Raw genomic sequence first — 22,033 nt, forward strand, 5'->3', positions numbered from 1 at the left:
ACCGACGCCGTCCACACCCCAGCGAAGGGACGATCGCCACACGGAACGCGTCCTTCCGTCTGTCGTATGGCGATGTCCTGCCCGGGAACCATCCGTGGTCCAGGTACGTTAAAAGCGGCGTAAGCACGAATCCCCGAAAGGCTTGACTATGCGCATGCAGAGCAGCAACCCGGCGTTGAGCCGGGTGATGTCCCCGGGGCGTGGAGCGGGAAACCAGTCGTACGGGCCTTACGGAAGCCCCTACGGTCAGCCCGGCTACCCCCAACAGCAGGGGTACGGCGGCCCGGCCTACGCGCAGCCCGGAGCGGCGGGTCCCGCGAGTGAGGACAGCCGCCCGATGAGCATCGACGACGTCGTCCTGCGCACCGGCATGGTGCTGCTGGCCGTTGTCGCCGCCGCCGCGGTGAGCTTCTTCTTCCCCAACGCGCTCTTCCTGTGGGGCGGTCTGCTCGGCGGACTCGTGCTTGGTCTGGTCATCTCCTTCAAGCAGTCGACCAACCCCGCGCTGATCATCACCTACGGCATCCTCGAAGGGTTCTTCCTGGGGAGCCTCAGCTTCATGTTCGAGGCGATGGCCGGGGTGGAGGCGGGCACGCTCGTCGTCCAGGCCGTTGTCGGAACGCTGGCCGCGTTCGGCGCGATGCTCGCGCTGTACCGGATGCGCATCGTCCGGGTGACCCAGACCTTCGCCAAGGTCACCATCGCCGCGCTGATGGCTGCCGGTGTGCTGGTCGTGGTCAACCTCCTCATGGTCGTCTTCGGCGGCGGTGACGGACTGGGCATCCGCACCCCGAGCCTGCTGGGTGTCGGCTTCGGTCTGCTGATGATCGCCCTCGCCTGCGCGGTGCTGGCGATGGACTTCAAGATGATCGAGGACGGCATCGCCTCCGGCGTCCCGAACAAGTTCGCCTGGTTCTGCGCGTTCGGTCTCACCATGACGCTGGTCTGGCTCTACATCGAGATCATCCGGTTGCTCTGGATGCTCTACGCGATCTTCAGCGGCGACTGATACCGGGCGCCCGCTTTTCGGGCGTCCCCGTGATCGACATGAGGAAGGCCCCGCCGCTCCTGGGCAGGAGCGGCGGGGCCTTCCTCGTGGGTGCGTTCCTCGTGCGTCGCCAAGAGAGGTTTCGAGGGCGCTCAGGCGGTCCTCAGGACTGCCGGCCCAGAGCGACTCCGGGCCGGCAGCACTCTCGAGGTCAGTGGATCAGGCTCGCTGGCGCGGTACGAGTGGTGACCTGTTACGACGCCGGCGGTCGTACTCATGCACGATCGCCTGCGCGTAGCCGTTGCTGATCCCGTGCTCGTCGGCGAGCCAGGTGCTTCGCTCCGAGCAGCGGGACAGGGCGGGGCCACTTTCGAGGTGATCAAACCACTCGTGGAGGTCTTGGCCAGTGACTACAGGAATACGAGCGAGCAGCCGAGCGTGGATCTCCGGCGAGTGGGCTGGCGACATGTGCACCTCCATAGATGAACGGCACCTATCAGCGACACTGCGACAGGATCTCGTTTTGGACAAGACCTGGACGCCAGCTTTTTGCCGGGGTTTTACCGCGCGTCCCCCTGGAGGGCGGGAAAGTTGATGATGGTGGTGGGCACGGCGCCAGAGTGCCCACCACCATGGCGTCAGGACAGGCGCTCGAAAACGGCCGCCATGCCCTGTCCGCCTCCCACACACATCGCTTCCAAGCCGAAGGTGTGGTCGTGGAAGTCCAACCCGTTGAGCAGAGTCGTGGTGATCCGCGCTCCGGTCATACCGAACGGGTGGCCCACCGCCACGGCACCGCCGTTGACGTTGAGCTGCCCCTCGATGTCGATGCCGAGGTCGTCCGCCGAAGGCAGGACCTGCGCCGCGAACGCCTCATTGATCTCCACCAGATCGATGTCCCGGATACTCATGTTGGCGCGCCGCAACGCCTGCTGTGAGGCGGCCACCGGGCCGAGGCCCATGATCTCCGGCGAGAGCGCACTGACCCCGGTGGAGACGATCCGCGCCAGCGGCGTGACTCCCAGCTCCGCCGCCTTACGGTCGCTCATGATGATAAGCGCTGCCGCCCCGTCGTTGAGCGGGCAGCAGTTCCCGGCCGTGACGGTCCCGTCGGGCCGGAACACCGGGGCCAGCGACGACACCTTCTCCAGTGTCGTGCCGCGACGCGGACCGTCGTCGGAATCCACCACCGTGCCGTCGGGCAGAGTCACCGGAGTGATCTCGCGGGCCCAGAACCCGTTGTCGATGGAGCGCTCCGCGCGGTTCTGCGACAGCACCGCGAACTCGTCCTGACGTTGGCGCGAGATGCCCCGAAGCTGGGCGACGTTCTCGGCGGTCTGGCCCATGGTGATGTAGATGTCCGGCAGCGCACCGTCCTGCCGCGGGTCGTGCCAGGTCTCCGCACCGCCCTCGGCGCGACGTTCGGTCCGCTCGCGGGCGCCGGAGAACAGGGGGTTCTTGGTGTCGGGCAGACCGTCGCTGCTGCCCTTGGCCAGCCGGCTCACCGCCTCGACCCCCGCCGAGACGAACACGTCGCCCTCGCCCGCCTTGATCGCGTGGAAGGCCATCCGCGTGGTCTGCAGGGAGGAGGAACAGTACCTGGTCACCGTGGTGCCGGGAACGTCGTCCAGGCCCAACTGGACCGCGACGACGCGAGCGAGGTTGTGGCCTTGCTCCCCACCGGGCAGACCACAGCCCAGCATCAGGTCGTCGATCTCGGCGGGGTCCAACTGGGGGACCTGGGCCAGTGCGCTCCGCACGATCTGCTGGGTGAGATCGTCGGGACGAATGTCCTTGAGTGACCCTTTCGCGGCGCGGCCGATCGGCGACCGAGCGGTAGCGACAACGACGGCTTCGGGCATGAGTGTCAACCTTTCTCCCGGCCGCGCGGGGATCTTCGTTGGAATAGGCTACCGGCGGGTAATCGGCAACGGAGCGCGCGGACGATCCAACTTCGATCCAGTATCGAGGTCACAGGGTTGAACTCGTGCTCTGGGGTCGCCTTGGGTCGTCCCCGCACCGCCCCTGATCGGGTAAGACAGCACTGACGGCGCGATCGTCCGGCCCGCTCGGGGCGTGGAGCGGTCGGGCCGGATCCGGGGCCGGCATGATGGGCCCAACGGTGAACGACGAAGGTATCGACGCCGGTGACCAACGGCGATGGTGAGGGAGTCCGAATGCGGCTACAGAACTCCATGAGTGAGTTGATCGGCGACACGCCACTGGTGCGACTGTCCACAGTCACTCGCGGAGCCTCCGCCACGGTCGCGGCGAAAGTGGAGTATTTCAACCCCGGTGGTTCGGTGAAGGACCGGATCGCGCTCCCGATGGTCGAGGCCGCGGAGAAGGAGGGCCTGTTGCGGCCCGGCGGCACCATCGTGGAGCCGACCTCCGGGAACACCGGTGTGGGGTTGGCGCTGGTCGCCCAGTCCCGCGGGTACCGCTGTGTGTTCGTGTGCCCGGACAAGGTGGGTGCCGACAAGCTCTCCGTCCTGCGCGCCTACGGCGCTGAGGTGGTGGTGTGCCCCACGACCGTCGCGCCCGACCACCCGGACTCCTACTACTCGGTCTCCGACCGGCTCGTCACCGAGATCCCCGGTGCGTGGAAGCCGGACCAGTACTCCAACCAGAACAACCCACGTGCCCACTTCGACTCCACCGGGCCGGAGATCTGGCGGCAGACCGAGGGCCAGATCACCCACTTCGTCGCCGGGATCGGTACCGGCGGCACCATCACCGGTGTGGGACGGTACCTCAAGGAGGTGTCCGGCGGCCGCGTCAGGATCGTCGGCGCGGACCCGGAGGGCTCGGTCTACTCGGGCGGCAGCGGGCGCCCCTACATGGTGGAGGGTGTGGGCGAGGACATCTGGCCCGAGACCTTCGATCCGTCGATCTGCGATGAGATCATCGCGGTCAGTGACAAGGACTCCTTCCTGATGACGCGTCGGCTCGCCCAGGAGGAGGGGCTGCTGGTCGGCGGGTCGTGCGGCCTGGCCGTGGTCGCGGCGCTGCGTGTCGCGGAGACCGCGGGACCCGACGACGTCGTCGTGGTGCTCCTGCCCGACGGTGGCCGCGGCTACCTCGCCAAGATCTTCAACGACGAGTGGATGGCCGACTACGGATTCCTCACCGAGGAGACCGGGGAACCCACGGCCGGCGCCGTTCTCGACGGCAAGCACAACGAACTCCCCGAGATCGTGCACGTGCACCCCGAGGAGACCGTGGGCACGGCGATCGGGATCCTGCGTGAGTACGGGGTGTCCCAGCTTCCCGTGGTGAAGGCCGAGCCGCCGTTGATGGCGGCCGAAGTCGTGGGCGCGGTCGCCGAGCGCGACCTGCTCGACGGCCTTTTCACGGGCAACGCCGACCTCCAGGACCCCCTGCAGCGGCACATGGGGCCCGCTCTCCCCATCGTTGGTTCCGGCGAGCCCGTCAGCCGCTGCGTGGAGCTGCTGGGGCAGTCCGACGCCTTGATCGTGGTCCGCGACGGCAAGCCCGCCGGGATCCTGACCCGCCAGGACATCCTGGCGCACATGTCCGCGTAACCAACCACGGCCGAAGGACGGCGTTCTCCGAGAGAGGCACCCACACCCTTGCTGAGTTCGGTAATGGCAGCCCTCTGGACCACGATGCGCCGCCGCGCCGGTGTCCGGTACGGCAGCAGGGGAGCACGGAAGTTCGCCGCCTTCGGCCCCGGGACGTCCATCGCGTTCCCACCCGCCACGATCTTCGGGGAGCCCTGGATCGAGCTCGGATCCCATACCGTGATCGGGGCGGAGGTCACGATCACCGCAGGTCTCCTCCCCGACCTGGAGCTCGGTCCCGAGCCGGTGCTCCGCATCGGTGACGGCTGCACCGTGGGCCGAGGAAGCCACGTCGTGGCCCACCAGCGCGTCGAGATCGGGGACTTCGTCTTCACCGGCCCCTACGTGTACGTCACCGACCAGAACCACGGATACACCGACCCCGCCACCCCCGTGGGGCTCCAGTTCCCCCGTAACGACCCGGTGCGTATCGGACGAGGCTGCTGGATCGGCGCCAACGCGGTGGTCCTCCCCGGCGTCCGGCTCGGCCAGAACTGTGTCGTCGCCGCCGGCAGCGTGGTCCTGCCCGGCGAGTACCCGGACCACAGCGTCCTCGCCGGGGTCCCCGCCAAGATCGTGCGCTGGTACACCCCCGAATCCGGCTGGACCAACCGCCCCCGCACGACTCCAGATTCCAGCCCCGAGGACACGTAGCGCCGCGACCGTCCGGCTCCCCAGCGGATGGGCCGCATCGCCCGTCTTGTTCGGCGCGGCGTCTCGGTGGTCACCGGCACGGTCGATGCCGGCGGTCCTCCCTGCCCGCACACGTGCCGGAGGTTGGCCGGCCACGGGCGGCGTGCCCTGGTCCCGAGGCTCGCGTCGCGAGGACAGGGCGTGGCGGGGTGCCGGCACGCCGCTTCGGTGGAGAGGCGGACGCACTCGTGTCCACGTCCTAGTCTTTGGCCATGGCATTTACCGGTTTCGAGACACGCGCGATCCACGCCGGGCAGGAGCCCGACCCCCAGACGGGGGCGGTTGTGGTTCCCATCTATCAGGTGAGTACGTACGCCCAGGATGGTGTGGGCGGTTTGCGGGGGTATGAGTACAGCCGCACCGGCAACCCCACGCGTGCCGCGCTGGAAGAGTGTCTCGCGGATCTCGAGGGCGGGAGCCGTGGGCTCGCGTTCGCTTCCGGGATGGCCGCCGAGGACACCTTGCTGCGCACCATCGCGTCGCCGGGTGACCACGTCATCATCCCGAACGACGCCTACGGCGGGACTTACCGCCTGTTCTCGACGGTGTCGAGCAACTGGGGCGTGAAGTGGGACGCGGTTCCGCTGGCGGACCCGGAGGCGGTGCGGGCGGCGGTCCGGCCCGAGACCGTGGCGATCTGGGTGGAGACGCCCACCAACCCGCTGCTCAACGTCGCCGACATCGCGCTGCTCGCCGACGTCGCCCACGACGCTGGTGCGTTGCTGGTGGTGGACAACACCTTCGCCTCGCCGTACCTGCAGCGCCCACTGGTGGAGGGCGCCGACGTCGTCGTGCACTCCACCACCAAGTACCTGGGCGGTCACTCCGACGTCGTCAGCGGCGCGCTGGTGACCCGTGACCGGGAGTTGGGGGAGCGGGTCGCGTTCCATCAGAACACCATGGGCGCCGTGGCGGGTCCGTTCGACTCCTGGCTCGCGCTGCGTGGGATCAAGACCCTGGCGGTGCGGATGGACCGGCACTGCGCGAACGCCGAACAGGTCGTCGCGGCTCTCACGCACCACCCGAAGGTGACCGAGGTGCTCTACCCGGGGCTTCCGGAGCACCCCGGGCACAAGATCGCCGAGGCGCAGATGAAGGGCTTCGGTGGCATGGTCTCCTTCCGCGTCGCCGGGGGAGAGGAAGCGGCACTGCGCGTCTGCGCGGCGACGCGCCTGTTCACGTTGGCGGAGTCGCTCGGCGGTGTGGAGTCGCTGATCGAGCACCCCGGTCGGATGACCCACGCCTCCACCAGCGGTTCACCCCTGGAAGTGCCGAGTGACCTCGTGCGCCTGTCGGTGGGGATCGAGTCCGGTTCCGACCTGGTCGCCGACATCGAGGCGGCGCTGGAGACCGCCTGACCCGGCTGACGCCGGCCACGCCGCTCCCGACACATTCGGCCCCCGGGTCCGTGTAGCGAACACGGACCCGGGGGCCGTTGCCGTTGGGGGGCGCCTTGCGCCCCGTGGGGGACGCCCGTGGTCAGTGAGCCAGGGGGCTAGACCGCGAGCAGGGAGTCCGGGGAGTCGTCCTGAGATGTCCCGGATCCGCGCTCGTCGGGGCGGATGCTCAGTCCGACGAGTCGGCGGCCCACCCGGGCCAGCGGGCCCAGGCGCTCCCTGTTGCGCAGTGACCGGTATCGACCAGTGCGATCCTCTCCTCGGATGCCCAGGGAGACGGCCACGACGAATCCCAGCGCGACTCCCAGGAACACCAGGCCAAGCAGGATCAGGAGGGTGGTCATGGGGCACCTCCATACAACCCGGGCCGACAGTCATCGTGTCGGCAGGCTGAACCGGTTTATGATTGGTGTGAAGCAGATCATCCCTTTCTATGGACTCATATGATTCATACCAATCTTTTCCTCATAATCCGGGAGTCCGAACCGTGGGTCAAGGGTGTGGCGTAAATTGGTCGGCATGAACTCGGGGCGACGTTCGGTTCCCCATTCCCGGAGTAAGCGCCATCGGCTGGCCGACCACGTCCGGGAACGCATTCACGACGGTCGATACCCCGCGGGCGATCGCCTGCCCACGGAGGAGGATCTGGCCGCGCAACACGACGTGTCGCGCAACACCGTCCGGGACGCGATGAAGGACCTGGAGAACGAGGGTCTCGTCATCATCCGGCAGGGCAGCGGGACCTATGTCCGCGACAGCCGCCCCATCGTGCACCTGGCCACGTCGGTGTCCGGGGGGATCGACTCCGAACGCTTCCGCCAGGGGTTCCAGCCCGCCATGAAACTCGCCGGCTACGACCGTATCCAGGAGAAGGTCGCGATCGCGATCCTCACCGCCCAGGGCGAGGTCGCCTCCCGCCTCAACATCGACGAGAACCTCCCACTCGCCGAGCGGCAGATCGTCGAACGACGGTGTGACCGCCTGGTCGACGGTGAGTTGTGGCAGCAGCAGCTCGCCTACTACCCGGCCTCCATCGCACTCAACACCGAACTCATGATCCCGGAGCAGATCGAGCGCGGAACGCACGCCGTGCTGCGAGAGCTGGGCTACGCCCAGACGTGGTCCTACGACCTGGTCGGCGCCCGCATGCCAGAACCGCGCGAGCGGGCGTCGTTCGGGATCCCCTCCGGTGTTCCGCTGCTGGTGCAGACCCGGGTCGCCTACGCCGGCGACACCGCCGTGCGCATCACCGAGACGCTCATGCCCGCCGACCGGCACCGCCTGATGTACGCCGAAGGTGACGTGGACGAGGGCGTTCTCGTGCTCGGCACCGACGTGAACCTCATCGAACGCTGACCGCCCGGGGACGGAGCGCGGATGTCGACGACCCGGCGTGTTCGGGCATCCCCGGCGGGGCACTAACGTCGCATGGGACGTTGTGTCGGTCGATGAGGGGGCAGTGTGGCCCGGTTCGGGGATGGACTCGCGACGGGGACCGATCTCGTCGGCGCGGCCGAACGCGCGGTACTGCAGGCGCTGGAACCGTTGGACGGCGCGCCTGACCTTCTCTGCGTGTTCGTGTGCGGTGAGGACGCCGACGAGATCACCCAGGCCGGGGAACGGGCCATGGCGTTGGCGCCCGGGGCCGTCACGATCGGCTGCACGGCCAACGGCATCGTCGGTCAGGGCCGAGCGGTGGAGGGACGTGGTGGCGTCAGCGCGTGGGCGGCCCGCCTGCCCGACACCACTCTCACCCCGGTCCGCCTCGAAGTCGAGCCCGAGGACGAGTACCTGACGGTCGTGGGGATGGTCGAACCAACGCCCGCCGACTCCGCGATGATCCTGCTGGCCAACCCGTACGCCTTCCCCGTCCCGCCGTTCCTGCGCTACTCCAGCGAGTCCCTGGGTGGCCTGCCGATCGTGGGTGGACTCGCCGGTACGCTGCGCGGCGAGGAGTCGATGCGGCTGTTCAGCATGGGCGAGTCCGTGGACGCCGGAGCCGTGGGGGTCCTCCTCGGTGGGGAGGGGATCGTCGGCGCGGCCGTCAGCCAGGGATGCTCCCCGATCGGGCCCGCGCTCGCGGTCACCGGTGCGGAGGGCAACGTGATCACCGAGATCGCGGGAGTTCCGGCGGTCACCAAACTCGAGGAGATCGTCGACGCCCTCACCGATGGCGAACGCGCTCTCGCCTCACGTGGCCTGCAGATCGGTATCGCCATGGACGAGTACGCCGAACGCCATGGTTACGGAGACTTCCTGATCCGCGGCGTCGTCGACGCCGACCCCGAAACCGGGGAACTGGTCATCGCCGAGGTCGTCGAAGTCGGGCAGACCGTGCGGTTCCACGTCCGCGACTCCGCCACCGCCGAGAGCGACCTGTCGAAGAAGCTGCACGCGTTCCAGACCGACACCGAAGGGCGCTCCGACGCCGCCCTGCTGTTCACCTGCAACGGACGGGGCGCGTCCATGTTCCCCACCGCCGACCACGACGTGCGCCAGATTCGCCACGACCTGGGCATCACCCCCGTGGCGGGCTACTTCGCCCCGGGCGAGATCGGTCCCGTCGCGGGCCGGAACTACATGCACGGGTTCACCGCCTGCGTGCTCACCTTCGGTTCCTGACTCCACCGGGCCGCTCGCCCCCGCTCGTCCGCGCGGCCCGCGATGGCCCCTCCCGCCGGGCACGGTGGGGACGCCGCGATGTCCATCGGCGCGTCGCCTACGTCTCTTTGCGTAGTTATGTCATTACTTGTTGTGCGAATCGGGGTGAGTGGGGGAGAGACCGTGCGCACAACGTGGGGCATGTGGGGCGCCGTGGCGATGGGCGTGTCCGCGGCCATGGTCGCCGGGACCGCGGGGGCCGGCCACCACCCGGCGTACGCACAGGAGTGGCGCGTACTCGACCTCGACACGGCGGAGAGGGTGAACGCCGAGCTGGACGCCAACGGCCTTCGCGCCGAGAGCGCCGATCTCCTGGGGGCGGCCCTGGACGAGGAGTCGGCGCGGGCGAGCGCCCTGGCCACCTTCCCCGCCACCGAGCTCGACAGCGTCTCCTCGACGGTCGAGGTGGACGTCGATACCAGCGCCTCACCCGCTCGGCCGCGGGATCTCCTCGGCGAAGTACGTGGCCGAGACACCAGCGCGGGTATCGAGACCTGGAGCGAGTGGCGTGAACTCGACGACGTCGGCGCCGGCCCCTCCACCGTGGACCTCCCCACACCCTCCCGCGAGATCCAGGTCCGCGTCAGCCTCGGTCCCGACTCCGAGCGGGACGACGAGAGCGTTACCGCCGTACGGGTCCGCGTTCCCGACGACGCGGAAGCGCCGGAAACCGACTCCCCGGGCGGCAACGGGGAACGACGCGAGACCGGGGGAGAACAGGAACCCACCCCTGAGGCGGGGGACGACCCCGCGTTCTCGGCACGCCTGTTCGCGACCCGCATCGGTCTGGTGGGAAACCAGACCGCCAACGGGCACACCATCCGGAAGGACGACTACTTCGTGGCGCTCCCGTCCCGCCGGGGCCTGGCCCAGCGCGGCGACGGCGACTACACGGTGCGGGTGTGCACCATAGACGAGCCGCGCCGGTGCGCCTACCTGCCGGTGTGGGACGTCGGGCCGTGGAACATCACCGACGACCACTGGAACGAGGCCCGCGAGTCCTGGACCGACCTCCCGCAGGGCAGACCCCAGGCCGAGGCCGCCTACCAGGACGGCCACAACGACGGCCTCGACGGGTTCGGTCGCCGGGTGGCGAATCCGGCCGGGATCGACCTCGCCGACGGCGCTTTCGACACCGGACTCGCGCTTCCCACCAACGCGTGGGTGGACGTGGACTATCTCTGGACGGCGCAGGAGGGCGTCCCCGCGCGGGTGGCGACCGAGAGCGAGCGGGACCCGGTGGTGCTGCGTGGCGGCCCGGGGACCGACTACCCCGATGTCGGACGAGCGGCCCACGCCGCCCACGTCCAAATCGAGTGCCAGAGCGACGGCCGCGAGGTGTCCGGCCCTCAGGGGCCGAGCGACGCGTGGTACCGCCTGGGAGCCGCTGACTTCATCCCGGCCACCTTCGTCCAGACCGAAGGCGACGTGCCGGTCTGCGGTGAGTAGGGCGCCGTGACGAGTCCAGGGGGCCGCTTACGTCGGACCACCGGCGAGTACCCGGCCAGGTCGTGCCCCTCGGGCGGGTCTCGGAACGGGCTGGCTCCCCCATCAGGACTTCGCCACCGCCACCGGGATTACGCCACATCCAACCGGTGGGGGCGCACATCGACCCGCTCTACCGGAGTCGACGACACCCACTAGCGGCTGCGCACCACGTAGGTCTTCGCGGCCTTGTCGTGGATGGACTGGCCGTAGGTGTCGCTGAAGCCCACCATGCTCTCGATGAGCACGAAGATGTGTCCCAAGCACGTGATGGACTGCGGGAGGCCGAACATGGCGGCCCGGCCCAGCCCCTGTTGCTGGGTCAGCCGCTGCCCGTCGACGCTGACCACCTTGATACCCACCACGGCCTTGCCGGGTGTGGCACCCCAGGCCATCAGACACAGCCAGTCGTAGAGGCACAGCCACAGGCCCCAGGCGAAAAAGAAGAAGAAGGACCAGACGAGGTCCTCGCCGTCCCCGAAGTCGTCCGACCCCGTCACCCCGAACACCACGACGAGCATCACGAAAAGGAAGACGGCGCCGACGATACCGACGATCAGGTAGTCGAGCGCTCGCGCCACGATCCGCTGCCCGGGGGAGGCCAGCGGCGGCGACGCGGAACCGCCGCCGCCCCCTGCCGGAGGCCACGGTGGGGGCGTCGCCCCGTAGTTCGCTCCGTATGGTGCGCCATGACTCACGTCAGCCATTATGACGAACCATCCCACCACGCACGAATCGTCGCGTGCGTGGTCGTCTCGGCCAGGGGGTGATCAGGGGGCTCAGGCCCGGTCGTCCTGTTGCTCCTCGAAGTCGATCTTCGCGAACTGCCGGCGCATGCTCCTCATGATGAAGTACAGCGCGACAGCGATCGCCGCGATGACGAGAAAGCCCAACAGGCCGGGGGTGACCCGGTCGGAGAACTCGAGCGTGTCGGCGAGTACGAGTGGCATACCTCTATGCTCTCACCACGTTGTGTACCCCTGCGAACAGGTCCGTCTCTGGGAGCTCGGTGTCCACCAGTGACCGAGCCAGGTGGTAGTCCTCGGTCGGCCACGCCTCCCGCTGGATGTCCAACGGCACCGCGAACCAGAACCCGTTGGGGTCGACCTGGGTCGCGTGCGCGATCAGCGCCCGGTCGCGGGTCTCGAAGTAGTCCGCGCACTCCACCTTGGTCGTGATCTCCCACTCACGCCGGCGGCTCTCCTGGCGCTGCTTCTGCCGAGCGATCCACTCCGCGAAGGGGTTCTCCAGCCCGCGCCGCTCCAGCACCGAACTGATCGCCGCGACCCGGGGGCTGCTGAACGAGACGTGGTAGTAGAGCTTGAGCGGCTGCCACGGCGCCCCCTGGTCGGGGTAACGCTCCGGATCGCCGGCCGCCTCGAACGCCTCGACCGAGACACGGTGCGTCATCACGTGGTCCGGGTGCGGGTAGCCACCGTCCTCGTCATAGGTGGTGATCACGTGTGGCCGGAACCGGCGGATCAGCCCCACCAGCGGCGCCGACGCGGTGTCGACCGGCTGCACGCGAAGCAGCCCTCGGGCAGCGGCGGCAGCGGGTCCCCCTCGGGCAGCCCGGAGTCGACGAAGCCCAGGAACTCCTGCTCCACGCCCAGGATGCGACGAGCCTCCGCCATCTCCTCACGGCGGATCTCGGTCATGTTGGCCACGACCTCGGGGCGGTCCATCGCCGGATTCAGCACAGAGCCACGCTCGCCCCCGGTCAGGGTGGCCACCAGCACCTCCGCTCCCTCGGCCGCGTAGCGGGCCATAGTCGCGGCACCCTTGCTGGACTCGTCGTCGGGGTGTGCGTGGATCGCCATCAGGCGCAGACGCTCAGACACAGGAGGTCCCTCGCGATCGTTGACTCGGTCTTCCACCAGGTCCGGACGTCCGCCAAGTGATGGGGTGGATGTGGGGTCGCGCGAACCAGGGCTATCTTAGACAACATCGGTCCGTGAATCGGAGATTCCCGTATGGCGACGAGTGACGAGAACATTGACGATGGCTTGCCCGAGGCGACGCCCCAACCGCGGCGGCGCCGGCGAGAGCTGCCTTTCTTCGCCCTGCTGGCCATCGGCGTCGTCACCGTGATCGCCGCCGGCGGATGGGGAATCGCGACTGTGAGTTATGGCGGTGGGGCGTATGGCGTTCCTCATCAGATGGTCGCCTGGAACGCGACCTCCGAGGACTCGGTGTCCATCACCTTCCAGGTGAACAGCTCCACCGACGCCGCGTGCCTGGTCCGGGCCCTGGACGAGCGCCACGTGGAGGTCGGTCAGGACGAGGTCCAGGTGGACTCCGGGCTGCGCGACGTCACCCACACCCTGCGCACCACCCGACAGGCCGCCGCTGCCGAGGTCACGTCCTGTCGCGAACTCGAGTCCTAACCAGACCGAAACCGGCGTCCCGGGCGGCCCTCCGGTGGGTTCCCGTGACGCCATCGCGGTTTCACCGGACGCGTGTCGGGTAGCACCCCACAATCCATGTCCGACCGACACCGAAGGCAACACAAACAGAGGGGTCTTCCCGGAGCAATCCCCTGTAAACCAGGGTTTTCTCTCCCTTCCGTGTGGTGGCCTCGGTGCTAATCTCGTAAGTTCTACCGCGTCGAGAAGGCGACGCGGTGCCCAGGACGCACCAAGGGAGTTCCCGTGACCGAGACCCGCGATGACAACGTCACTTGGCTCACCCAGGAGGCGTACGACCGGCTCAAGGGGGAGCTGGAACACCTGTCGGGGCCTGGTCGCACGGAGATCGCCGATCGCATCGAAGCCGCCCGCGAAGAGGGAGACCTCCGCGAGAACGGTGGATACCACGCCGCCAAGGAGGAGCAGGGCAAGATCGAGGCGCGGATCCTGCAACTGCGCCAGATCCTGAACAACGCGCGAGTGGGCGAGGCGCCGCGGAGTTCGGGAACGGTCAGCCCTGGCATGACGGTCACCATCCGCTTCGAGGGCGACGACGAGGAAGCCGTGTACCTCCTCGCCTCGCGCGAGGAGAGTGGCGCCCCCATCGACGTCATCTCTCCCAAGTCCCCGCTGGGCGCCGCGATCAACGGCAAGCGCGTCGGCGAGACGGCCAGCTACCCGCTGCCGCGCGGCGGCGAGGCCAGTGTCGAGATCATCGAGGCCGTCCCCTACGGCGGGGACTGACCGCACGCACGCACCCGCGGGCCGTTCGATCCGCCTCCCCAGGTGACACGTTGAGGGGCCCGCCGGCCGGCGGGCCCCTCCGTCGCTCCACGGCGCACACCGCGCGTTCCGTGCGCGAGGCCAGTGTCTGGGTACACCTACCAGAGTCACCGACGGAAGGGGGCGCAATGGCGGACACACGTCGCCAGGAACCCGCGGCGAAGGTGCTGTGGCACTTCACGATGTCCCTGGACGGGTTCGTGGCCGGACCAGACCATTCGATGGAATGGATGACCGGCTTCACCCACCGTGAGGGACTGGTGGACGAGTACGCCCAGTCGACGGGGGCGATCCTCGGCGGACGCGATGCCTGGGACGTCTCACCGGACGTCGGCGCCATCTACGGTGGAGCCTGGAAGGGGCCGGTCTTCGTCCTCACCACGCATCCGGAGGACGCGGAACCCGTCGAGGGTGTCACCTTCCTGAATTGCGACGTCGCCGACGCCGTCCGAATCGGCCTCCAAGCCGCCGACGGCAAGAACCTCGAGGTGCTCTCCGCCTCCATCGGCCGTCAACTCCTCCACCGAGGCCTCATCGACGAGATCGACCTCCACGTCGCCCCCGTCCTCCTCGGCGACGGCATCCGCCTGTTCGACAACCCCGGGGGAACCCCCGTCCGCCTCGCCCGCGGCGACACCGACGACCCCACGTCCGTGGTGAACGTTCGCTACCACCCCCTCACCTCGGGATAACGCGCGGCCCACCCTGGCCATCAGACGCTCCTCAGCGGAGGAGCCGCTGCTCACCACATCGCCTCGGCCCCTGGACGGTTCACACCCAAGCGACCACTCGGTCCATCCCCGCGTGTGCGGGGCTTGCATCATCCAGATCCACGACCGAACTGCTATCCCCGGTCCATCCCCGCGTGTGCGGGGCTTGCGACACCGATCACGTAAGGCAGTAGCCCGGCATCCGGTCCATCCCCGCGTGTGCGGGGCTTGCCCGCGCCAGGGTCGACGTACGCGGCGGACAAAGCGGTCCATCCCCGCGTGTGCGGGGCTTGCCCTCACCGATGAGCAGGCGGCCGCCTACGGTCGCGGTCCATCCCCGCGTGTGCGGGGCTTGCCCCCCGGAGACGTTCATCAGGAGTACGTCATACAGGTCCATCCCCGCGTGTGCGGGGCTTGCCCGGCTGACGAGGGCGTTATCCGCGTCGCACGCCGGTCCATCCCCGCGTGTGCGGGGCTTGCCGCGCGCGGGACGGGATGGACATCCGCGGTCTCGGTCCATCCCCGCGTGTGCGGGGCTTGCGTGGCGAACACCAGCTTCCCACCGATGCTGCGGAGGTCCATCCCCGCGTGTGCGGGGCTTGCTCACCCTACGGGGTGGGGCGCTTTTCGTGTGCCGGTCCATCCCCGCGTGTGCGGGGCTTGCCGCCGAAGCCAAGATCGACGTCCTGATCATCGACGGTCCATCCCCGCGTGTGCGGGGCTTGCTACGACGCAGTTCCCTCCATTCCAGACAGGGCACGGTCCATCCCCGCGTGTGCGGGGCTTGCTGATGTTGGCCGCCGACCATAGTTTCCGCATGCCGGTCCATCCCCGCGTGTGCGGGGCTTGCTGCCCCTCCAGCTCCACCAGGATGTCGCCGACCGGTCCATCCCCGCGTGTGCGGGGCTTGCGCGAGCTCCGGTACGGCCTCCGTGAGTATCGCCGGTCCATCCCCGCGTGTGCGGGGCTTGCGTCCTCCCTTCTGGTTCAGGACAGTGACCGTCTCGGTCCATCCCCGCGTGTGCGGGGCTTGCATCGGGTCGGGCCGCAGCGCGCTGCGGTTATCCGGTCCATCCCCGCGTGTGCGGGGCTTGCGCTCGCTCACTACGCGCTGGATGAGTTGCCGGAGGTCCATCCCCGCGTGTGCGGGGCTTGCGGCTGCGTGGGCGGAGGTTATGCGTATCGCCCTGGTCCATCCCCGCGTGTGCGGGGCTTGCCCTGCGCGCGTGGGTGCAATCAGGAATGCCGTCTGGTCCATCCCCGCGTGTGCGGGGCTTGCGGTTACCCGAACCCTCCGCAGTGCTGGATGAGCGGTCCATCCCCGCGTGTGCGGGGCTTGCGAGCAGCGCGCGAAGCAGAACGCAGATGCGGCGGTCCATCCCCGCGTGTGCGGGGCTTGCTCGTCGGGGAGTAGGCATACCGTCACCCGTCCACGGTCCATCCCCGCGTGTGCGGGGCTTGCTTCCACCTCTCGCGGCGTACGGTCGGCCGCTACCGGTCCATCCCCGCGTGTGCGGGGCTTGCGCTGGCGCGTGCCTGCGAAGGAGCGCTGGACAACGGTCCATCCCCGCGTGTGCGGGGCTTGCGCCAGGGGTACTCACAATCTGAGCACCCTTCCTCGGTCCATCCCCGCGTGTGCGGGGCTTGCGCCGAGCATCCGCGCGGTCACCGGTCGGCGTCCTTCGCCTGGTCCATCCCCGCGTGTGCGGGGCTTGCGTCGGCGTCGGTCACGCGGGACCGGACGGCACCCTGGTCCATCCCCGCGTGTGCGGGGCTTGCTCAACGATGTCGCTCATGCACTCCGGCGTTCCGCTGGTCCATCCCCGCGTGTGCGGGGCTTGCAGCGAGCGACCTGGGGTTCTTTCGCGGTGTTACCGTTTCGCGATGTTCGGGGTCCGGTTTGACCGATTCCCGTTGCCCGGAAGGCGGAAAAGCGGACCAATGATGTCCACTTTCCCGGGTGGTGATTTCCGGACGGCTTCGGATTGAGGACAGGATAGGTCCTCGAAGCGGGGGCGCATCCTCACTCGATGCCGAGGCGTACGACATGTCTGGGTGCGGGGCTCTCTCTCGGATGAATCGGGGGATCGCTGGTCCGTGCTGGGGATCTCGCCGGTGGGAGCGCGCGGCCCGGGGCTCGGTGGGACATGGGGCGTCGTGGCAGAGTGGAAGTATGTCTAACCGTCTGGCCGACGCGACGAGTCCCTACCTGCTTCAGCACGCCGACAACCCTGTCGACTGGTACCCGTGGGGCGAGGAGGCGCTCGCCGAGGCGCGGATTCGGGACGTGCCACTGCTGATCTCCGTGGGGTACGCGGCCTGCCACTGGTGTCACGTCATGGCGCACGAGTCGTTCGAGGACGAGGACATGGCCCGGCGCATGAACCGGGACTTCGTGAACGTCAAGGTCGACCGGGAGGAGCGGCCCGACATCGACGCCGTGTACATGACGGCGACGCAGGCGCTCACCGGGCACGGTGGTTGGCCGATGACCGTGTTCGCGCGGCCGGACGGGACCCCCTTCTACTGCGGGACCTACTATCCGCGCCCGCAGTTCCAGCGGCTGTTGGCCGGGGTGACGGAGGCGTGGCGGGAGCAGCGCGAGGATCTCGACGAACAGAGCGACCGCATCGCCGAGGCCCTGCGCGGGGCCGGGCTTCCCGAGACCTCCGGTGTGCCCGACGCCGACGCGCTCGACGCGGCCGTGGACGTGCTGCACGGCGAGTTCGACCCCGCGAACGGCGGGTTCGGTACGGCGCCGAAGTTCCCACCGTCGATGGTGCTGGAGTTCCTTCTCCGCCATCACTCACGGCACCGGGGAGCCGGCGCCACCGCGGAGCGGGCACTGGACATGACCCGCCGCACGGCCGAGGCGATGGCCCGTGGAGGGATCTACGACCAGTTGGCCGGCGGCTTCGCCCGCTACTCGGTCGACGCCCACTGGCGGGTGCCGCACTTCGAGAAGATGCTCTACGACAACGCCCTCCTCGCCCGTTCCTACGCCCACCTGTGGCGCCAGACCGGGGATCCCCTGGCCGCCCGCGTCGCCACCGAGACCGTGGAGTGGATGCTCGTCGACCTACGGACGGAGCAGGGAGGGTTCGCGAGCTCACTGGACGCCGACAGCGAGGGCGAGGAGGGCCGCTTCTACGTCTGGACCCCCGCCGAGCTGCGCACCGTCCTGGGCGACGATGACGGTCGTTGGGCCACGGACGTGTTCGGGGTGACGGCGACCGGCACCTTCGAGCACGGAACCTCCGTACTCCAGCGTCCGCGCGAGCCGGAGGACGAGGACCGTTACCAGCGCGTGCGCCGGCTCCTACGGGAGCACCGCGAACGCCGGGTCTGGCCCGCTCGGGACGACAAGGTCGTCGCCAGTTGGAACGGCCTCGCGATCGCCGCGCTCGCGGAGGCCGGCGTGCTGTTCTCCCGGCCCGACTTCGTGCACGCCGCGCGCGACGCCGCCGAGCTCCTCGCCACCGTGCACCTGAGCGAGGGCCGACTCCTCCGTACCTCCCGCGACGGAACCGTGGGAACCAGCGCCGGCGTACTCGAGGACTACGCCAACACCGCTGAGGGGTTGCTCGCGCTGCACGCCGCCACCGGCGAGGCGCGCTGGGTGGACATCGCCGAGGCGTTGCTCACGGTGGTGCTGCGGAGGTTCGGCGACGGAGCGGGCGGCTTCTTCGACACCGCCGACGACGCGGAGCGGCTCTACACCCGCCCCCAGGACCCCACGGACAACGCGACGCCCTCCGGCCAGTTCGCCGCGGCGGGCGCTCTGCTGAGCTGTGCGGGGCTCACGGGGTCCACCGAGATGCGGGAGGCGGCGGCCGCCGCCCTGAGCCCGGCCACCCTGCTCGCCAACCGTGCCCCCCGTTTCTCCGGGTGGGGACTCGCGGTGGCGGAGGCACTGCTCGCCGGCCCCGTGCAGATCGCCGTGGTGGGTGATCCGCGGGACCCGGCGACGGCGCGGCTCCATCAGGAGGCCATGGGCACCACCTCGCCCGGTGCGGTGGTGAGTGTCGGAGACGGCCGTGACGACGTCGGGCTCGGACTCCTGCGTGGACGTACCATGGTGGACGGCCAACCGGCCGCGTACGTGTGTGAGGACTTCGCGTGCCGACTGCCGGTAACCACCGTCGCGGAGCTTCGTGCCGCCGTGCGCTAGGAGACTCTCCGCTGGGTGTCAGCGGAGAGGCCACGCCCCGTGCCCGCCCGTGTCTTAACAGTGGCGTGACGGGTGTCCTGCCATGATCTGGATCTGTCCAAGCCGGACAACTACGCGACGAGAACACAGGTATGTCCTGAATCGACGGACAACCCGGTTCGGAAGCGGCGCGTCTCCCAGACATCGGTCGGGCCGGTCACGGCCGCTCCTCGCGGCGCCGAAAGCGGAAAGGTGAACCCATGGGGCTACGTCACCCCCTCTACTGGCTGTACGAACGTCGACTCGAACGAGAGCTCGACGGCCGCGACATCCCGCGGCACGTCGGCGTCGTCCTGGACGGGAACCGGCGCTGGGCCGGCGTGAACGGGCACGAGGACGTCAACACCGGCCATCAGGCCGGTGCGGACAAGATCTTCGAGGTTCTTCGCTGGTGTGACGAGCTCGGGGTGCAGGTCGTGACCCTGTGGCTGTTGTCCACCGACAACCTGCACCGCAAACCCGAGGAACTGGACCCGCTGCTGCGCATCATCGAGTCGACGGTGGTCCGGCTCAGCAGCGAGGGGTGGCACGTCAACCCCATGGGCGCCTTCGACCTCCTCCCTGACTCCACCGCGCGCATTCTCAAGGAGGCGGGCGCCGAGACGTCGGAGAAGCCCGGCCTGATTGTGAACGTCGCAGTCGGGTATGGGGGTAGACGTGAGATCGCGGACGCGGTGCGGTCGCTTCTCCTCGCCGAAGCGGGGCGGGGGACGAGCATCGAGGAGCTCGCAGAGCGCCTCGATCTGGACGACATCGCCGAGCATCTCTACACGCGTGGCCTTCCCGACCCGGATCTGCTCATCCGGACCTCGGGGGAGCAGCGTCTCTCCGGATTCCTGCTCTGGCAGAGCGCCCACTCGGAGTACTACTTCTGCGAGGTCTTCTGGCCTGCCCTCCGCAGAGTGGACTTCCTACGCGCTCTTCGCTCCTACGGCGCACGCAACCGGCGCTACGGCGGCTGAATCGTCGCGCTCGTCCCGCCCCTCAGGGGATCCCGCCACGCGGGGGCCCGAGCGGGAGTCGTCCCTCTCCGAGTCCGCCCATGCACGGGCGGGGCCGCGAGGGGAACGCCGTGTGGGAAGGACTCGACGGTTCACCGTGCGAGCTCGACAGGCCACCAGGTCTGTTGACGCCACGGGTAGCGTCGATCTTGGTAACCGGAGCCGTTCCGGTTGCCAGGGAGGCCTCGACTCGGTGAGGGTTCTGTTGGTTCAGGAACTTCACGTAACAGGGCCGGTCCCGGTCCTGTGGGGCCGCCCGGTCCGTTTAATCCCGCGAGTCAAGGGCGCCGTTCGGTGCCCGGGGGAGAACGAGTGGCTAGTGCCTCGACCCACCACCCCGATGTCGCGTCCCACCGCGGCGTCTACGTGCTCGACACCAGTGTCCTCCTCGCCGACCCAGGCGCGGTGACCCGGTTCGCCGAGCACGAGGTGGTTGTGCCCATCGTGGTCGTCAGCGAGCTGGAGAGCAAGCGGTATCATCCCGAGCTCGGTTTCTTCGCTCGGGAAGCGCTTCGCCGGTTGGACGACCTTCGCAACGCGAACGGCTCCCTGGACGCCCCCGTCCCCGTCAACGAGCAGGGGGGAACGCTGCGGGTTGAGCTCAACCACAGCGATCCCAGTGTGCTCCCGGCAGGTTTCCGCGAGGGTGACAACGACACCCGCATTCTCACGGTGGCGTTGACCCTCTCCAGGGAGCGTGCCCCGGGGGACGGTGATGTCGTTCTGGTGAGCAAGGACCTCCCCCTGCGGATCAAGGCGTCCTCGGTCGGGCTGCCGGCGGAGGAGTACCGGGCCGAACTCGCCATCGAGCACAGTTGGACCGGGATGGCGGAGTTGGAGGTGAGCGCCCCAGAAGTCCAGGAGCTCTTCGACAACCGTTCCGTGGACATCGCCGCGGCCCGCGACCTCCCGTGCCACACGGGCGTCGCGTTGGTCTCCGACCGTGGGAAGGCCCTGGGCCGGGTTCTGCCGGACAAGTCGGTTCGCGTCGTGCGCTCGGACCGTGACGTCTTCGGGATTCGCGGGCGCAGCGCCGAACAGCGGGTCGCGCTGGACCTCCTCACCGACCCCGATATCGGCATCGTGTCCCTCGGCGGTCGCGCCGGCACCGGGAAGTCCGCACTCGCGCTCTGCGCCGGGCTGGACGCCGTGCTGGAACGCCAACTGTTCCGCAAGGTGGTCGTCTTCCGGCCGTTGTACGCCGTCGGTGGCCAGGATCTCGGCTACCTGCCCGGCACCGAGCTGGAGAAGATGGGCCCCTGGTCGCAGGCCGTGCACGACACTCTGTCGGCGGTCACGACCCAGGACGTCATCGACGAGGTGATGGACCGCGGCATGCTGGAAGTGCTGCCTCTCACCCACATCCGCGGCCGCTCCCTGCACGACTCCTTCGTCATCGTGGACGAGGCCCAGTCGCTGGAACGCGGGGTGCTGCTGACCGTGCTGTCACGTCTCGGGGCGAACTCCCGCGTGGTGTTGACCCACGACGTCGCCCAACGGGACAACCTCCGGGTGGGTCGCTACGACGGTGTGGTGGCCGTGGTCGAGAAGCTGAAGGGACACCCCCTGTTCGCCCACGTCACCCTGACCCGTTCCGAGCGGTCCCCGGTGGCCGCCCTGGTGACCGAGATGCTGGAGGGCTGAACCGGAGCTGAACCTGGCTGAGGCCGGAATTCGTCTAAGCGGCCCCGCGCGCCTGGCGCGCGGGGCCGCTTCATGCCTTCTGACCTGCGTGAATGGCAATCGATGGCGATGTGGGCTTCGCCACCCCGGTCCCCTCTTGTCTTCGTGGTGAGCACGCACGCCCGCATGGGGCGGACATCGCGCATCATGCCCCTGACCTGCACGTTAACCCTGTGATTTACGTTACGGCGATATTGGTGTTACTTGTCCGTGACCGTCAGGCAGTGTGGGGAGCTGTTAGGTAATGCGATCCCCAAGCGCCGCCAGGAGTTTTCCCAGTACGGGAGCGGCCGGGCGCATGCACCCTCCGGTTCATCGGCCAGCGGTTTTCTGAGATGTCGAGCCGGATCAGGCGTTGCGACAGTGCGTAGCAGGGGCGGGGATTCTCATCCGATCACACGCGATCGCTGGCGTGTGACTGGCGGAAGGT

Annotated in this window: 18 protein-coding genes, 1 pseudogene and 1 CRISPR repeat array; of the genes and pseudogenes, 13 read left to right on the forward strand and 6 right to left on the reverse strand. The window is 68.8% G+C overall.

Annotation, left to right across the window (positions count from 1 at the left end; genetic code table 11):
• The first annotated feature begins 148 nt into the window (after positions 1–148).
• Positions 149–1,009, forward strand: coding sequence for a Bax inhibitor-1/YccA family protein (locus J4H86_RS21995; RefSeq protein WP_236539932.1), 861 nt, complete (start codon positions 149–151; stop codon positions 1,007–1,009).
• Between the two features lie 198 nt (positions 1,010–1,207).
• On the opposite strand, the gene J4H86_RS22000 is transcribed toward J4H86_RS21995, so the two are convergent.
• A complete protein-coding gene (locus J4H86_RS22000; protein WP_236539934.1) occupies positions 1,208–1,456 on the reverse strand; it encodes a DUF4287 domain-containing protein in 249 nt (82 codons plus the stop codon).
• Between the two features lie 170 nt (positions 1,457–1,626).
• Positions 1,627–2,850 carry an acetyl-CoA C-acetyltransferase gene (locus J4H86_RS22005; protein ID WP_236539935.1) on the reverse strand — a complete coding sequence of 408 codons (1,224 nt, stop codon included), beginning with the start codon at positions 2,848–2,850 and terminating at the stop codon, positions 1,627–1,629.
• 315 nt (positions 2,851–3,165) lie between these two features.
• On the opposite strand from J4H86_RS22005, the gene J4H86_RS22010 reads away from it, so the two are divergent.
• The 3 genes from J4H86_RS22010 (at position 3,166) to J4H86_RS22020 (ending at position 6,623) form a co-directional block, all read left to right on the forward strand.
• Positions 3,166–4,533 carry a cystathionine beta-synthase gene (locus J4H86_RS22010; protein WP_236539937.1) on the forward strand — a complete coding sequence of 456 codons (1,368 nt, stop codon included), beginning with the start codon at positions 3,166–3,168 and terminating at the stop codon, positions 4,531–4,533.
• A gap of 63 nt (positions 4,534–4,596) precedes the next feature.
• The gene (locus tag J4H86_RS22015; RefSeq protein WP_236539939.1) at positions 4,597–5,226 is read left to right on the forward strand and encodes an acyltransferase; all 630 of its coding nucleotides are present in this window, start codon (positions 4,597–4,599) and stop codon (positions 5,224–5,226) included.
• Between the two features lie 251 nt (positions 5,227–5,477).
• A complete protein-coding gene (locus J4H86_RS22020; RefSeq protein WP_236539941.1) occupies positions 5,478–6,623 on the forward strand; it encodes a cystathionine gamma-synthase in 1,146 nt (381 codons plus the stop codon).
• 137 nt (positions 6,624–6,760) lie between these two features.
• On the opposite strand, the gene J4H86_RS22025 is transcribed toward J4H86_RS22020, so the two are convergent.
• On the reverse strand, positions 6,761–7,006 hold the full coding sequence (locus tag J4H86_RS22025; protein WP_236539944.1) for a hypothetical protein: 246 nt from the start codon (positions 7,004–7,006) through the stop codon (positions 6,761–6,763).
• 175 nt (positions 7,007–7,181) lie between these two features.
• On the opposite strand from J4H86_RS22025, the gene J4H86_RS22030 reads away from it, so the two are divergent.
• From J4H86_RS22030 to J4H86_RS22040, 3 genes are all read left to right on the forward strand, one after another.
• A complete protein-coding gene (locus J4H86_RS22030; RefSeq protein WP_236539946.1) occupies positions 7,182–8,018 on the forward strand; it encodes a GntR family transcriptional regulator in 837 nt (278 codons plus the stop codon).
• A gap of 105 nt (positions 8,019–8,123) precedes the next feature.
• Positions 8,124–9,284, forward strand: coding sequence for an FIST signal transduction protein (locus J4H86_RS22035; RefSeq protein ID WP_236539948.1), 1,161 nt, complete (start codon positions 8,124–8,126; stop codon positions 9,282–9,284).
• 162 nt (positions 9,285–9,446) lie between these two features.
• Entirely contained in the window at positions 9,447–10,772 is a 1,326-nt protein-coding gene (locus J4H86_RS22040; RefSeq protein WP_236539950.1) for a hypothetical protein, read from the forward strand.
• Between the two features lie 191 nt (positions 10,773–10,963).
• On the opposite strand, the gene J4H86_RS22045 is transcribed toward J4H86_RS22040, so the two are convergent.
• The 3 genes and pseudogenes from J4H86_RS22045 to mca all read right to left on the reverse strand — a co-directional run bounded on the left by J4H86_RS22045 (position 10,964) and on the right by mca (position 12,649).
• Positions 10,964–11,515, reverse strand: coding sequence for an RDD family protein (locus tag J4H86_RS22045; RefSeq protein WP_236539952.1), 552 nt, complete (start codon positions 11,513–11,515; stop codon positions 10,964–10,966).
• Between the two features lie 72 nt (positions 11,516–11,587).
• Positions 11,588–11,758 carry a hypothetical protein gene (locus J4H86_RS22050; protein ID WP_236539954.1) on the reverse strand — a complete coding sequence of 57 codons (171 nt, stop codon included), beginning with the start codon at positions 11,756–11,758 and terminating at the stop codon, positions 11,588–11,590.
• A gap of 4 nt (positions 11,759–11,762) precedes the next feature.
• Positions 11,763–12,649: pseudogene (gene mca / locus J4H86_RS22055) on the reverse strand (mycothiol conjugate amidase Mca).
• A 132-nt stretch (positions 12,650–12,781) separates the two neighbouring features.
• Here mca and J4H86_RS22060 point away from each other — a divergent pair.
• The 6 genes from J4H86_RS22060 to J4H86_RS22085 all read left to right on the forward strand — a co-directional run bounded on the left by J4H86_RS22060 (position 12,782) and on the right by J4H86_RS22085 (position 21,564).
• The gene (locus J4H86_RS22060; RefSeq protein ID WP_236539956.1) at positions 12,782–13,195 is read left to right on the forward strand and encodes a DUF4307 domain-containing protein; all 414 of its coding nucleotides are present in this window, start codon (positions 12,782–12,784) and stop codon (positions 13,193–13,195) included.
• Between the two features lie 264 nt (positions 13,196–13,459).
• Positions 13,460–13,960, forward strand: a complete 501-nt coding sequence (greA, locus tag J4H86_RS22065; RefSeq protein ID WP_236539957.1) for a transcription elongation factor GreA — start codon at positions 13,460–13,462, stop codon at positions 13,958–13,960.
• A 167-nt stretch (positions 13,961–14,127) separates the two neighbouring features.
• Complete coding sequence (locus J4H86_RS22070) at positions 14,128–14,691, forward strand: dihydrofolate reductase family protein (protein ID WP_236539959.1); 564 nt, start codon at positions 14,128–14,130, stop codon at positions 14,689–14,691.
• A 98-nt stretch (positions 14,692–14,789) separates the two neighbouring features.
• Positions 14,790–16,551: a CRISPR direct-repeat array (repeat unit 29 nt; unit sequence CGGTCCATCCCCGCGTGTGCGGGGCTTGC).
• 331 nt (positions 16,552–16,882) lie between these two features.
• Positions 16,883–18,880, forward strand: coding sequence for a thioredoxin domain-containing protein (locus tag J4H86_RS22075; RefSeq protein WP_236539961.1), 1,998 nt, complete (start codon positions 16,883–16,885; stop codon positions 18,878–18,880).
• 239 nt (positions 18,881–19,119) lie between these two features.
• Positions 19,120–19,881 carry an isoprenyl transferase gene (locus J4H86_RS22080; protein ID WP_236539963.1) on the forward strand — a complete coding sequence of 254 codons (762 nt, stop codon included), beginning with the start codon at positions 19,120–19,122 and terminating at the stop codon, positions 19,879–19,881.
• A gap of 405 nt (positions 19,882–20,286) precedes the next feature.
• Positions 20,287–21,564, forward strand: coding sequence for a PhoH family protein (locus tag J4H86_RS22085; protein WP_330932540.1), 1,278 nt, complete (start codon positions 20,287–20,289; stop codon positions 21,562–21,564).
• Positions 21,565–22,033 lie beyond the last annotated feature (469 nt).

The sequence above is a fragment of the Spiractinospora alimapuensis genome, from assembly GCF_018437505.1.
Classification (GTDB): Bacteria; Actinomycetota; Actinomycetes; order Streptosporangiales; family Streptosporangiaceae; genus Spiractinospora; species Spiractinospora alimapuensis.

What these genes read in the sequence shown, in the direction of transcription:
- J4H86_RS22015 (WP_236539939.1), top strand. Translation starts at nt 4,597, where the DNA reads ATGGCAGCCCTCTGGACCACGATGCGCCGCCGCGCCGGTGTCCGGTAC.
- J4H86_RS22080 (WP_236539963.1), top strand. Translation starts at nt 19,120, where the DNA reads ATGGGGCTACGTCACCCCCTCTACTGGCTGTACGAACGTCGACTCGAA.
- J4H86_RS22000 (WP_236539934.1), bottom strand. Translation starts at nt 1,456, where the DNA reads ATGTCGCCAGCCCACTCGCCGGAGATCCACGCTCGGCTGCTCGCTCGT.
- J4H86_RS22010 (WP_236539937.1), top strand. Translation starts at nt 3,166, where the DNA reads ATGCGGCTACAGAACTCCATGAGTGAGTTGATCGGCGACACGCCACTG.
- J4H86_RS22030 (WP_236539946.1), top strand. Translation starts at nt 7,182, where the DNA reads ATGAACTCGGGGCGACGTTCGGTTCCCCATTCCCGGAGTAAGCGCCAT.
- J4H86_RS22025 (WP_236539944.1), bottom strand. Translation starts at nt 7,006, where the DNA reads ATGACCACCCTCCTGATCCTGCTTGGCCTGGTGTTCCTGGGAGTCGCG.
- J4H86_RS21995 (WP_236539932.1), top strand. Translation starts at nt 149, where the DNA reads ATGCGCATGCAGAGCAGCAACCCGGCGTTGAGCCGGGTGATGTCCCCG.
- J4H86_RS22070 (WP_236539959.1), top strand. Translation starts at nt 14,128, where the DNA reads ATGGCGGACACACGTCGCCAGGAACCCGCGGCGAAGGTGCTGTGGCAC.
- J4H86_RS22060 (WP_236539956.1), top strand. Translation starts at nt 12,782, where the DNA reads ATGGCGACGAGTGACGAGAACATTGACGATGGCTTGCCCGAGGCGACG.
- J4H86_RS22045 (WP_236539952.1), bottom strand. Translation starts at nt 11,515, where the DNA reads ATGGCTGACGTGAGTCATGGCGCACCATACGGAGCGAACTACGGGGCG.
- J4H86_RS22050 (WP_236539954.1), bottom strand. Translation starts at nt 11,758, where the DNA reads ATGCCACTCGTACTCGCCGACACGCTCGAGTTCTCCGACCGGGTCACC.
- J4H86_RS22075 (WP_236539961.1), top strand. Translation starts at nt 16,883, where the DNA reads ATGTCTAACCGTCTGGCCGACGCGACGAGTCCCTACCTGCTTCAGCAC.
- J4H86_RS22005 (WP_236539935.1), bottom strand. Translation starts at nt 2,850, where the DNA reads ATGCCCGAAGCCGTCGTTGTCGCTACCGCTCGGTCGCCGATCGGCCGC.
- J4H86_RS22020 (WP_236539941.1), top strand. Translation starts at nt 5,478, where the DNA reads ATGGCATTTACCGGTTTCGAGACACGCGCGATCCACGCCGGGCAGGAG.